This window comes from Aliivibrio wodanis (assembly GCF_052920805.1).
The window spans coordinates 2540364-2553861 of sequence record NZ_JBREXA010000002.1 but is presented as its reverse complement, the minus strand read 5'-3'; the positions used below and the strand labels follow the sequence as shown (position 1 = coordinate 2553861).

At 41.1% G+C, this 13498-nt stretch carries 7 protein-coding genes and 1 pseudogene; 2 read left to right on the top strand and 6 right to left on the bottom strand.

Annotated features, from left to right (window positions below):
- Positions 1 to 17 precede the first annotated feature (17 nt).
- A complete protein-coding gene (locus tag ACU5DF_RS19790) occupies positions 18 to 611 on the bottom strand; it encodes a YjaG family protein (protein ID WP_045103101.1) in 594 nt (197 codons plus the stop codon).
- A gap of 71 nt (positions 612 to 682) precedes the next feature.
- Here ACU5DF_RS19790 and ACU5DF_RS19785 point away from each other — a divergent pair, with 71 nt between their 5' ends.
- Positions 683 to 1597 carry a D-2-hydroxyacid dehydrogenase gene (locus ACU5DF_RS19785; RefSeq protein ID WP_446713929.1) on the top strand — a complete coding sequence of 305 codons (915 nt, stop codon included), beginning with the start codon at positions 683 to 685 and terminating at the stop codon, positions 1595 to 1597.
- 66 nt (positions 1598 to 1663) lie between these two features.
- On the opposite strand, the gene ACU5DF_RS19780 is transcribed toward ACU5DF_RS19785, so the two are convergent.
- The 3 genes from ACU5DF_RS19780 to nudC form a co-directional block, all read right to left on the bottom strand.
- Positions 1664 to 2119: a tellurite resistance TerB family protein gene (locus ACU5DF_RS19780; protein WP_446702680.1), complete on the bottom strand. Its 456-nt coding sequence runs from the start codon at positions 2117 to 2119 to the stop codon at positions 1664 to 1666.
- 114 nt (positions 2120 to 2233) lie between these two features.
- Positions 2234 to 3301, bottom strand: a complete 1068-nt coding sequence (hemE, locus tag ACU5DF_RS19775; protein WP_045103104.1) for a uroporphyrinogen decarboxylase — start codon at positions 3299 to 3301, stop codon at positions 2234 to 2236.
- 100 nt (positions 3302 to 3401) lie between these two features.
- Positions 3402 to 4169, bottom strand: a complete 768-nt coding sequence (nudC, locus tag ACU5DF_RS19770) for an NAD(+) diphosphatase (protein ID WP_446713928.1) — start codon at positions 4167 to 4169, stop codon at positions 3402 to 3404.
- A gap of 160 nt (positions 4170 to 4329) precedes the next feature.
- Here nudC and ACU5DF_RS19765 point away from each other — a divergent pair, with 160 nt between their 5' ends.
- The gene (locus tag ACU5DF_RS19765; RefSeq protein ID WP_045103106.1) at positions 4330 to 4812 is read left to right on the top strand and encodes an Rsd/AlgQ family anti-sigma factor; all 483 of its coding nucleotides are present in this window, start codon (positions 4330 to 4332) and stop codon (positions 4810 to 4812) included.
- Positions 4813 to 4987: 175 nt separating this feature from the next.
- On the opposite strand, the pseudogene rpoC reads toward ACU5DF_RS19765, so the two are convergent.
- Both rpoC and rpoB read right to left on the bottom strand, forming a co-directional pair.
- Positions 4988 to 9195: pseudogene (gene rpoC / locus ACU5DF_RS19760) on the bottom strand (DNA-directed RNA polymerase subunit beta').
- A 71-nt stretch (positions 9196 to 9266) separates the two neighbouring features.
- Positions 9267 to 13295 carry a DNA-directed RNA polymerase subunit beta gene (gene rpoB, locus ACU5DF_RS19755; RefSeq protein WP_446713927.1) on the bottom strand — a complete coding sequence of 1343 codons (4029 nt, stop codon included), beginning with the start codon at positions 13293 to 13295 and terminating at the stop codon, positions 9267 to 9269.
- Between the last annotated feature and the right edge of the window lie 203 nt (positions 13296 to 13498).

The window sequence follows — 13498 nt, the reverse complement described above, 5'->3', positions numbered from 1 at the left end:
TTATACAAGTAAGAATATTAGTAACTCAGTTCAAGCCCAATATTACTTACATTTTCATCTCGTAATTCTTGGCGTAAATCTTTAATTAAATCAATATCACGCTCTTCTGCTTCACGAAGAGGACGGAAAATAGCCCACTGGACATCCCACTCTTCACAAATCACTTCAATTTCTTTTTGATTTTCGTCTGTTACTTCTTCACCCGTTTCAGCTTCAACTAATTGAGCAACGGTCATCACTGATAATTGGCTGATCTTAAACATAGCTTCTTCTAATACATCACGATCTAAGATCCCGTGCAAGAAAGTCGATAATGCAACACAAGCATCAATGGCAGGATAAGTGAGGTAAATTGAGTCATCATCTAACTCAGGGATCATTTCTTCTAGCTTTTCTAATTGACGTTCGAAATTAATCTTGGCATTTTTAACCGTCAATAATTCCCAAATACTATCTAGTATAACGCGATAGGTTTGAGGTTCAGCAAAGCCTGTTGCTTCACAATAATGGGCATAGTTTGGATACATACGCTCACATAAAGAAGCCATAAAAGTAATTTGTTGCCATGGTTCAAACTTTTCTAAACGAACTTGGATAGGATTGCGTAACATATACGATTCTACACTATAAAAAAATGACGCTTTAAGTGTACTTGATAACCACGAATGACAAAAGGAAGGTTATGAATAAATTACTTATCATTTCAAAAGAAAAAGAGAAATACCTCTCACTTTTCAAGCAATCGGATCTTCCTGATCTCGAAATTTGTCATGATCTTAGAAAGGCTGACATTGTTCTTGCCGATCCACCACTCATTCTGGATTTACTTAACCAATTTGAATCTGTCGACTGGGTTCAATCGACCTTTGCTGGCATTGACGCTTTAACACACCCAGACTTACGACAAGACTACGACCTGACCAATGTAAAAGGGATCTTTGGTCAACAGATCTCTGAGTATGTTTTGGGTTATTGCATTCAATATTTTCGTCACTTTGCATTGTATGAACAACAACAGCGGCAAAAAAAATGGCAACCTCATAGCTACTCATCACTCACTGATAAAGTCATGGTAATTCTAGGAACGGGATCGATTGGTTGCGCTCTTGCAAATACGGCTAAGGCATTAGGCTTTACTGCTTATGGTATTAATCGTTCAGGCATCCCACCCAAAGATTCTCCTTTTGAAAAAGTATTTCACATTACTGAAATGTGTAACGCTTTTAAACAAGCAAGCGTGATTGTCAGTACTTTACCTAAAACAGAACAAACCGTTGGCTTACTTAATATTGAAACGTTAAACGACTGTAATGGCGCATTACTATTTAACGTTGGACGTGGTGATGTCATCGATAATTATGGCTTATTGCATGCCCTAGAGTCGCAATCTCTCTCCCATGCTTTTCTCGATGTTTTTATTAACGAGCCCTTATCTCAAGAATGCCCCTATTGGCACCATCCTAACATCACAGTGACTCCACATATTGCTGCCATCAGTTTTCCTGAGCAGGTTTTCGAGCAATTTTCTGAGAACTACTTACGTTGGCGTGATGGGTTTTCATTATTGAACTTGGTGGATTTTGATAAGGGTTATTAAGGTCATTTAATAAAAAACAAAGCCTGTTTATTCGCAGGCTTCAATATTCTATTAATTAATGTTCAGTTACTGATTTTTTGGTGCGGCGGCAAGTTTTGCTCGTATAAACTCTAAATGATCAAGATAGATCAAATCAGAGACCTGACGAATAACGGCCTCTTCCATCGGTTCAATAATGCCATCGGCATACGCGACAGCCCACATCGCTTCAATTAAATCATAACGTTCATTTGGCATTAAGGCTCTCAGCTTAGTCGTAAACTCATATAAAGACGTCGACGCTTTACTTTTAGCTACCGCTTCAAGCAATAATTGCTGTGCTTGTTCCTCACTAATATCGAGCAGTTTTACCAATAACTGTAATTTCGCGCTATCTTCTCGTTCATCACTTTGATGATCGGCACCTGATACTTCACAAAGTAATGAGGCCATTGCTAAATGCATCGAGGTCGTATCATTTGAGCCGCTTTCTGCCGCTTCATTGATGACTTTTTTTAATAAGGTACGTAATTGTTTAAACATAACTGGCTCTTTATTACTTTCATCTAATTTATGACAATAAAATTATAGCTCTGTTCCAATAAAAAAGGAGACTACAATGAGTCTCCTTTCTATCTAGGATCTTAAACTAAGATTTTATTTATGGTAAGGCTTAGATAAATCATGAACCGCTTCCACAAATACACCTGCATTTTCTGGCGGAACGTCTAAGTGAATACCGTGACCTAAGTTAAATACGTGGCCTGTACCTTCATTACCAAAACCTTCAAGAATTGTACCCACTTCTTGGCGAATACGTTCAGGTTGTGCGTAAAGGATTGATGGGTCCATATTACCTTGTAGAGCCACTTTATCACCAATGCGAGCTTTCGCATCTGCAATGTTGATTGTCCAATCAAGGCCTACGGCATCACAGCCTGTTGCTGCAATTGATTCTAACCACATTCCACCATTCTTCGTGAACAGAGTTACTGGTACACGACGACCTTCATTTTCACGAATTAGGCCATCAACGATCTTATGCATGTACTGCAAAGAGAATTCGTTGTAATCACGAGGAGTTAATACACCACCCCATGTATCAAATACCATCACTGATTGTGCACCCGCTTTAATTTGCGCGTTTAGGTATTCAATAACTGTATCAGCTAATTTATCTAGTAATAGGTGCAATGTTGCTGGCTCTGCATACATCATTTTTTTGATCTTAGTGAATGCTTTTGAGCTTCCACCTTCAACCATGTATGTCGCTAGTGTCCAAGGACTACCAGAAAAACCAATCAGTGGCACTTCGCCTTTTAGATCTTTACGGATCTGACGTACTGCATTCATTACGTATTGCAGTTCACCTTCAGGATCTGGAAGGCCGATTTTAGTTACGTCAGCTTTACAAGTAATTGGGCGTTCAAACTTAGGGCCTTCGCCTGTTTCAAAGTACAGACCTAAACCCATCGCATCAGGGATAGTCAGAATATCTGAAAATAGAATCGCTGCATCTAGAGGAAAACGACGTAAAGGCTGAAGAGTTACTTCTGAAGCAAGCTCTGCATTTTTGCATAGAGACATGAAATCACCAGCTTCTGCTCGTGTCGCCTTGTACTCTGGAAGGTATCGACCTGCTTGGCGCATCATCCAAACTGGTGTGTAATCTACTGGTTGTTTTAATAACGCACGTAAATAGCGGTCATTTTTTAATTCTGTCATGATCTTTCCTTATATTTAGCTCCCGCTATTGTAGCACTCAATCTCTGGAACAAAAGCTTACCTTTGTTATCAAGATCATATTTACTTAACTCTTCTATATTCAAGCTTCTTTGATGTCACTAAGGGTCGAATCGATTAATGATCTTGCTATCGTACCCTTTGGTGCTAATTCAGGTAAATTATCTAAATTAAACCAATCAGCTTTGATCAACTCTGTTTTATCCACTTTAATTTCTCCTGAATCATAATCCGCCATATATCCCATCATTAAACTGGATGGAAATGCCCAAGGCTGACTTGCGATATAACGAATATTTTTTATTTTAATACCAGTCTCTTCATAAACTTCTCGCTCAACCGCCATCTCTAACGTTTCACCCACCTCAACAAAACCAGCAAGAACAGTGAATAATCCGCCTTTATGTCGTTGGTGCTGTGCTAATAAAATGGTATCACCTCGACGTACCGCAACAATAATTGAAGGAAAAATACGGGGGTAATGCAATTTTCTACATTCATTACATTGCATGGCTATTTGATTGAGATTTAATTGCGTTCGGCCACCACATTGAGGGCAAAAACGAAATTCACGAGCCATGAACCCATATTGAATCGCTTTACTTATCATTAGAAATAACGGTTCTTTAACCTGTAGTAGTTCTCTCAAGCTAGTGTATTCAACGGTTTGTTCTAGGTGTTCATCATTGAGCCACATAACAGGAAAACCGTCATAATCACCAATGCATACCGCTTGCTCAAAAGGTAAATTAAGCTCAATGGCACTCCCGCAAGGAAGGTTACTGCCCTCTAGCCAAATTGCTGAATCATTTACGACACACCAGTACGCGTTTGTATGTTGGTTTAACATCTTTATCACAACCCTCTTGCAGCCATCAATATTTACTGGCAATCTTAAAGAACATAGTAATGAGTGTATACCCAACCGATCCTCTCTGAAACTGTATTTTAATATGTTGGGTATAGATATAAGACGTTGGTTTATTGCTTGCAACTACAAGGATATCGTTATGCTTACTAAACTAAATCAATTCCAAGAACAATGGGGTGGGAATAACGATGTTATTGACCACTGGCTTTCTACTCGACAAGATCTCCTTGTGGAATTTTGTAAATTAGCTGGACTCCCTCCATTTGATAACTCTTCCTCTTCACTTCCTTCTTTTTCATCCATTCAATCATTTACACAGCATTTGATCGACTATATTTCTGAAGGCCACTTTAAAATTTACAATATGGTAATGGCTAAATGGGATGCGACGGGCTTTTCTCCAACAGAAGAAATGAGTCAACTATATGCCAATATTACAAAAACCACGGACCCGATTCTTAATTTCACAGATAAATATTCAAAAGAAAATGAGGCTTTATTATTAAGTGATTTTGATAATGATTTTTCTATTTTAGGAGAAATTATTGAAGTGAGGTTTGAATTAGAAGATGGCTTAATCGAACTTATTGTGAGTAGTTTAAGTCACCCACCAGGTGCGTAATGTCGATAAGTAGTTATTAATTTCAACACAGTTATCGAGTATTTTAACCAGCTAAGATGATCAGTTATTTACTACGATTAGTATTATTTTTTAGTTATTAAATAATTGATATTAAAAAGCCGCCCATATTGAATATGAGCGGCTTTTATTTTAAAGCAAAACTATTAAGGCTTAATTACTCTTCAGAAGAGAATCCTGCATTTAATAGAGCGGCTAAGTTATCAGTCGCTTGTTCAGCAGAAGGAGCTTCTTGTTCCATTGCTTTTTGCTTTTGACGTTCTTGGTGGTATGCGAAACCTGTACCCGCTGGAATTAAACGACCAACGATTACGTTTTCTTTCAGACCACGTAGTTCATCACGCTTACCAGAAACAGCTGCTTCAGTAAGTACGCGCGTCGTTTCTTGGAACGATGCAGCAGAGATGAACGACTCAGTAGCAAGAGACGCTTTAGTAATACCTAGTAGATCACGTTCGAAACGAGCTGGTTCCTTACCTTCTGCTTCAAGCAGACGGTTTGCAATCGTTACGTTAGCGAATTCTAGCTGTTCACCTTCAAGGAAGGTAGAATCGCCAGAATGTGTGATAGTACACTTACGTAGCATTTGACGAACGATAGTCTCAATGTGCTTATCGTTAATCTTAACGCCTTGTAAACGGTAAACTTCTTGAACTTCGTTAGTGATGTATTCAGTAACTGCATGAATACCACGTAAACGTAGGATATCATGTGGAGTTTCTGGACCATCAGAGATAACGTCACCACGTTCAACTTTATCACCATCAAAGATGTTAAGTTGACGGTGCTTATGAATCATTTCTTCATAAACTTCGTTGTTATCGTCACGAGTGATCAATAAGCGTACTTTACCTTTAGTTTCTTTACCAAACGCAACAATACCTGCGTGCTCAGCAAGAATTGCTGGCTCTTTAGGTTTACGAGCTTCAAATAAGTCCGCAACGCGTGGAAGACCACCGGTAATATCTTTAGTACCACTTGAAGCTTGAGGAATACGAGCTAGTGTTTCACCGATACCTACGTTACCACCATCTGCAAGGTTAACAATCGCCTTACCAGGTAGGAAGTATTGTGCTGGCATTTCAGTACCAGGGATCATGATGTCACGACCATTCGCATCAACAAGTTTCACTGTTGGACGCATGTCTTTACCAGCAGAAGCACGCTCAGCCGCATCAAGGATAACAATTGAAGATAGACCAGTTAACTCATCAGTTTGAGTTGTAATTGTCACACCATCAATCATGTCCACGAATTGAACTTGACCTTGTACTTCAGTGATGATTGGCATTGTATGCGGGTCCCAAGCAGCGATCTTATCGCCTTGAACCACTGCATCACCATCTTTCTTAGAAAGAATAGTACCGTAAGATAGCTTATAGCTCTCTTTTGTACGGCCATGCTCATCAATAACTGTCATTTCAGAAGCACGAGATGTGATAACTAAGTTACCTTCACCGTTTGTTACGTGCTTAGCATTATGAAGCTTGATCGAACCAGTCGTCTTAACTTGAATGCTATTGTCTGCTGCTGCCGTAGATGCCGCACCACCGATGTGGAACGTACGCATCGTTAGCTGTGTACCAGGTTCACCGATTGATTGAGCAGCAATAACACCTACTGACTCACCTTGGTTTACCATGTGACCACGAGCCAAGTCACGACCGTAACAGTTAGCACAACAACCGAAGTCAGCTTCACAGCTTACTACTGAACGTACTTTAATCTGGTCAACTGAATTTTCTTCAACGATTTGACACTGCTTCTCATCAAGAAGCGTGTTACGTGGAAGAAGAATCTCATCTGTACCAGGTTTCAATACATCTTCAGCAACCACACGACCTAGAACACGCTCGTGTAGAGGTTCTTTAACATCACCACCTTCAATTAGAGGGATCATGGTTACACCTTCCAGTGTTCCACAGTCATCTAAATGAACTACAACATCTTGAGCAACATCAACTAAACGACGAGTCAGGTAACCTGAGTTCGCTGTTTTAAGTGCTGTATCGGCAAGAGACCTTTACGCGCACCATGCGTTGAGATGAAGTATTGGTTTACGTTTAGACCTTCACGGAAGTTCGCCGTGATCGGTGTTTCGATGATTGAACCATCTGGTTTCGCCATCAGACCACGCATACCTGCAAGCTGACGAATCTGAGCTGCAGAACCACGAGCACCTGAATCGGCCATCATGTAAACGCTGTTAAACGATTCTTGCTGCTCTTCTTCACCATCGCGGTTAAGCACGGTTTCTGAAGACAAGTTATCCATCATCTCTTTAGCAACTTGTTCATTCGTTGCTGCCCAGATATCGATAACTTTGTTGTAACGTTCGCCTGCAGTTACAAGACCAGATTGGTACTGTTCTTGAATTTGCTTAACTTCTTCTTCTGCATCAGCAACTTTAGTGTACTTAGCATCAGGGATAACCATGTCATCGATACCAACAGACGCACCAGACAATGCTGCGTATGCGAAACCTGTGTACATGATTTGGTCAGCAAACACTACTGTGTCTTTTAGACCAAGAGAACGATATGCTTCGTTTAGTAGGTTAGAGATTTGCTTCTTACCTAACTTCTGGTTAATGATGCTGTAAGGTAGACCTTCAGGAACGATCTGCCATAGCATTGCACGACCAACAGTCGTATCAACCAGTTTAGTTTCACGAGTTTCAATACCGTTTTCATCACGAAGTACTTCTGTGATTCGAACTTTAACGCGAGCATGTAGCTCTGCACAACCTGTACGGTATGCTTTCTCAGCTTCAGCAAAACCTTCAAGGTACATGCCTTCGCCTTTCGCGTTAATTTTGTCACGTGTCATGTAGTACAGACCTAATACAACATCCTGAGAAGGAACGATGATTGGGTCGCCTGATGCTGGCGACAGAATGTTATTCGTCGACATCATTAGTGTACGTGCTTCTAATTGAGCTTCCAGAGTTAGAGGTACGTGTACCGCCATCTGGTCACCATCGAAGTCGGCGTTATATGCCGCACACACAAGTGGGTGAAGCTGAATCGCTTTACCTTCGATTAGTACTGGTTCAAACGCTTGAATACCAAGACGGTGAAGTGTTGGTGCACGGTTAAGCAGTACTGGGTGTTCACGAATTACGTCATCTAGGATATCCCAAACGATCGCTTCTTCGCGCTCTACCATTTTCTTAGCAGCTTTGATTGTCGTAGCAAGACCGCGACCTTCTAATTTGCTGTAGATAAATGGTTTAAATAGTTCAAGTGCCATCTTCTTAGGAAGACCACACTGATGTAGACGAAGGTATGGACCTACTGTAATTACAGAACGACCAGAGTAGTCTACACGTTTACCAAGCAAGTTCTGACGGAAACGACCTTGTTTACCCTTGATCATATCAGCAAGAGATTTAAGAGGACGCTTGTTAGAACCTGTAATCGCACGACCACGACGACCGTTATCAAGCAGCGCATCCACAGACTCTTGCAACATACGTTTTTCGTTACGTACAATGATGTCTGGTGCAGCTAGGTCTAAAAGACGCTTCAAACGGTTATTACGGTTAATCACACGACGGTATAAGTCATTTAGATCAGACGTAGCAAAACGGCCGCCATCTAGTGGTACTAGAGGACGAAGATCTGGCGGAAGTACAGGTAGAACAGTTAAGATCATCCATTCTGGATTATTACCAGATTGAACGAATGCTTCTACAAGTTTCAAACGCTTAGTCAGTTTCTTACGTTTTGTTTCTGAGTTAGTAGTTTCTAACTCTTCACGCATGTCTTCGATTTCAGCTTGCATGTCCATAGAGCCAAGCAAGTCTTTAATCGCTTCCGCACCCATCTTAGCTGTAAATTCGTCACCGAACTCTTCTAGCTTATCAAGGTAGTCTTCTTCTGAAAGAAGTTGGCTGCGCTCTAAGTCAGTCATACCCGGCTCTGTAACCACATATGATTCAAAATAAAGTACACGTTCGATATCACGTAGAGGAATGTCCATTAACAAACCAATACGAGATGGAAGTGACTTCAGGAACCAGATATGTGCAACAGGAGACGCAAGTTCAATATGGCCCATACGGTCACGACGAACTTTAGTTTGCGTTACTTCTACGCCACATTTTTCACAGATAACACCACGGTGCTTCAGGCGCTTATATTTACCACATAAGCACTCGTAGTCTTTAACTGGGCCAAAGATACGTGCACAGAAAAGACCGTCACGTTCTGGCTTAAAGGTACGATAGTTGATTGTTTCTGGCTTTTTAACTTCACCAAAAGACCATGAACGAATTTGGTCAGGTGAAGCAAGACCGATTTTGATTGCATCAAATTCTTCGGTCTTGTGTTGTGCTTTCAGAAACTTTAATAAGTCTTTCACATTCGGCTCCTGTAAGGAGAAAAAAGGCGCTCGGCGAGCGCCTTATATTCTACCGAACAATCTCAATGAGATTATTCTTCGTCTTCTAACTCGATGTTGATACCAAGTGAGCGGATTTCTTTCAACAATACGTTGAATGATTCTGGCATACCTGGTTCCATACGATGATCGCCATCTACGATGTTCTTATACATCTTAGTACGACCGTTCACGTCATCCGACTTAACGGTTAGCATTTCTTGTAGAGTATATGCAGCACCATATGCTTCAAGTGCCCATACTTCCATCTCACCGAAACGCTGACCACCGAACTGAGCTTTACCACCAAGTGGTTGCTGAGTTACAAGGCTGTAAGAGCCGGTAGAACGTGCGTGCATCTTGTCATCAACTAAGTGGTTTAGTTTTAGCATGTACATGTAACCAACAGTTACAGGACGCTCAAACTCATCACCAGTACGACCATCAAACAATTTCAATTGACCAGATTCTGGTAAATCTACTAGTTTTAATAGTTCTTTAATTGAGGCTTCTGGAGCACCATCAAAGATTGGTGTTGCGATTGGTAAACCACCACGTAAGTTCTTAATTAATGTACGAACTTCGTCATCTGACAATGCAGCAATGTCTACTTCTTGGCGAGTTTCACCAAGATCGTATACTTTTTGTAAGAAGTTACGGAACTTATGCAGTTCTTGTTGCTCTTTAAGCATTTGGTTAAGTTTGTCACCAACGCCTTTCGCAGCAAGACCCATATGAACTTCAAGAATTTGACCGATGTTCATACGAGAAGGTACACCCAGAGGATTCAATACGATATCTACTGGCTGACCTTTTTCATCATAAGGCATGTCTTCAACAGGGTTGATCTTAGAGATTACACCCTTGTTACCATGACGACCCGCCATCTTATCACCAGGCTGAATTCGACGTTTTACCGCTAGGTAAACTTTAACGATTTTCAGTACGCCAGGTGCAAGATCATCACCTTGAGTGATCTTACGACGTTTAGTTTCGAATTTCTTATCGAACTCTGCTTTAAGCTCATCATATTGCTCAGCAAGCTGTTCAAGTTGATTCTGTTGAGATTCGTCGTCAAGCGTGATTTCTAACCACTGCTTACGATCCATCGCATCAAGCTTAACTTCAGAAGTACCTGCAGCAAGTAGAAGTGTGCGAACACGTGCTAATAAGCCACCTTCAAGAATCTGGAATTCTTCAGTAATGTCTTTCTTAGCTTCTTTAAGCTGCATTTGTTCGATTTCTAGAGCACGTTTATCTTTTTCAACACCATCACGAGTAAATACTTGTACATCAATGATAGTACCTGAAACAGAGTTTGGTACACGTAGAGAAGAATCTTTAACATCAGATGCTTTTTCACCGAAGATAGCTCGTAGTAGCTTCTCTTCAGGAGTCAGTTGAGTTTCACCTTTAGGTGTTACTTTACCAACTAGGATGTCACCACCCTTAACTTCAGCACCAATGTAAACAATACCTGATTCATCAAGTTTAGACAGTGCAGCTTCACCTACATTAGGGATATCTGCAGTGATCTCTTCTGAACCAAGTTTAGTATCACGAGCCACACAAGATAGTTCTTGAATATGGATTGTCGTGAAACGGTCTTCCTGAACTACACGCTCAGATACAAGGATTGAATCCTCGAAGTTATAACCATTCCAAGGCATGAACGCGATACGCATGTTCTGACCAAGTGCAAGCTCACCAAGATCCGTTGAAGGACCATCAGCAAGTACATCACCACGAGTTACAGGTTCACCAGGAAGTACTGTAGGACGTTGGTTGATACACGTATTTTGGTTAGAACGAGTGTATTTTGTTAAGTTGTAGATATCGATACCAGCTTCGCCAGGTACCAATTCTTCTTCGTTCACTTTAATAACGATACGAGAAGCATCTACAGACTGAACCATACCGCCACGTTTCGCAACTGCAGTTACACCTGAATCGACTGCTACACTACGTTCAATACCAGTACCAACTAAAGGCTTATCAGCTCTTAGTGTAGGTACAGCTTGACGTTGCATGTTCGCGCCCATCAAGGCACGGTTCGCATCATCGTGTTCTAGGAACGGGATAAGCGATGCAGCTACAGATACAACTTGGTTTGTCGCGACATCCATATATTGAATGTGTTCACGTGGGTGTAGGCCAGATTCACCTTTCTGACGAGCGATGATTAGTTCATCAGCGAAAGTACCTTCTTCTGTTAACACGGCATTCGCCTGTGCAATAACAAAAGTACCTTCTTCAATCGCAGATAGGTAATCTACATCTTCAGTCACAACATTATCAACAACACGACGATATGGAGTTTCTAAGAAACCATATTCATTACATCGAGCGTAAGCTGATAATGAGTTAATTAGACCGATGTTTGGACCTTCAGGTGTTTCGATTGGACATAGGCGACCGTAGTGAGTCGCGTGTACATCACGAACTTCGAAACCAGCACGCTCACGAGTTAGACCACCAGGACCTAAAGCAGAAATACGACGTTTGTGCGTAACTTCTGACAATGGGTTATTCTGATCCATAAACTGAGATAGCTGTGAAGAACCAAAGAATTCTTTAACTGCAGCTGAAATCGGCTTAGCATTGATAAGGTCTTGAGGCATAATAGCATCAAGATCACCAAGACTTAAACGCTCACGAACAGCACGTTCTACACGAACTAGACCAACACGGAATTGGTTTTCTGCCATTTCGCCAACAGAACGAATACGACGGTTACCAAGGTGATCGATATCATCAACCTCGCCTTTACCGTTACGAATATCGATCAGCTTGCGCATAACCTCGATGATGTCTTTCTCATCAAGAATACCATTACCTTCATCATTATCACGGCCAATTGAGCTATTAAACTTCATACGACCAACAGTCGATAAGTCATAGCGATCTTCAGAGAAGAATAGGCTTTCAAATAATGATTCAGCAGCTTCTTTTGTTGGTGGCTCGCCTGGGCGCATCATTCGGTAAATTTCAACTAGAGCCGATAGACGGTCAACAGTTGAATCAGCACGTAATGTGTCTGAAATGTATGCACCATGATCAAGGTCATTCGTAAATAACACTTCGATCTTCTTATGGCCAGCTTGAGATAAATTAGCAAGATCTTCTAAGCTAAACTCTTGGTTAGCTGCGATAATGATCTCGCCTGTGTCTTCATTCACATAATCGTGAGAAGCCACTTTACCTACGATATAATCCACTGGTACTTCGATATAGTTTACTTCGTCTTTCGTCAATTGACGGATATGACGTGCAGTAATACGACGACCGGCTTCAACATAAACCTTGCCGTTCGATTCGATATCGAATGTTGCAGTCTCACCACGTAAACGCTCAGGAAGTAATTCCATCATTAGCGTTTGATCTTTCACTTCAAATACAACTTTGTCGAAGAATAAATCTAAGATTTCTTCTGTTGTCTTGCGAAGTGCACGTAAGATGATCGTTGCTGGTAATTTACGACGACGGTCGATACGTACGAATAAGTTATCCTTAGGATCAAATTCGAAGTCTAACCATGAACCACGGTAAGGAATTACACGTGCGTTATAAAGAACTTTACCAGATGAATGGGTTTTACCCTTATCGCTGTCGAAGAAGACACCTGGGCTGCGGTGCAGCTGGGATACGATAACCCTTTCAGTACCATTGATTACAAAAGTACCATTGTCTGTCATAAGCGGAATTTCGCCCATGTAGACTTCTTGTTCTTTAATGTCTTTTACCGTGCCTGCAGGTGCATCTTTATCGTACACAACTAAACGCAGTTTAACACGTAGAGGTGCAGAATATGTAACACCGCGGATTTGACATTCTTTAACGTCAAATTCTGGCTCACGGAGATTGTAGCTAACGTATTCTAGCTTAGAGTTGCCGTTATAGCTCTGAATTGGAAAAACAGAACGGAAAGCAGCCTCAAGACCGTATTGCCCTTCAGGATCTTGCTCGATAAACTTAGTAAAAGAATCAAGCTGGATCGATAGCAAGTATGGTATGTCCAACACTTGTGGACGCTTACCAAAATCCTTACGGATGCGCTTTTTCTCTGTATAAGAGTAAACCATGGGGTTCCTCAGCTCGCTGATAAGTGACCCGAACCATCCGCCTTCGAAAGGTTGGGACAGTAACTAATAACACTGTTTTCTGTAGGACATAATCTCTGATTGAGATTATGTTTTTTGCTCGGATATAGGGACTTTAAACAGTGTGAAATTACCCTAAACCCTACAGCGCAAAAAGGCCGGTGGTTAATAAACCACCAGCCATT

Coding starts and splice junctions, on each gene's coding strand:
- hemE (WP_045103104.1), bottom strand. CDS start 3,301: ATGACAGAATTAAAAAATGACCGCTATTTACGTGCGTTATTAAAACAA.
- ACU5DF_RS19785 (WP_446713929.1), top strand. CDS start 683: ATGAATAAATTACTTATCATTTCAAAAGAAAAAGAGAAATACCTCTCA.
- ACU5DF_RS19765 (WP_045103106.1), top strand. CDS start 4,330: ATGCTTACTAAACTAAATCAATTCCAAGAACAATGGGGTGGGAATAAC.
- ACU5DF_RS19780 (WP_446702680.1), bottom strand. CDS start 2,119: ATGTTTAAACAATTACGTACCTTATTAAAAAAAGTCATCAATGAAGCG.
- rpoB (WP_446713927.1), bottom strand. CDS start 13,295: ATGGTTTACTCTTATACAGAGAAAAAGCGCATCCGTAAGGATTTTGGT.
- nudC (WP_446713928.1), bottom strand. CDS start 4,169: ATGTTAAACCAACATACAAACGCGTACTGGTGTGTCGTAAATGATTCA.
- ACU5DF_RS19790 (WP_045103101.1), bottom strand. CDS start 611: ATGTTACGCAATCCTATCCAAGTTCGTTTAGAAAAGTTTGAACCATGG.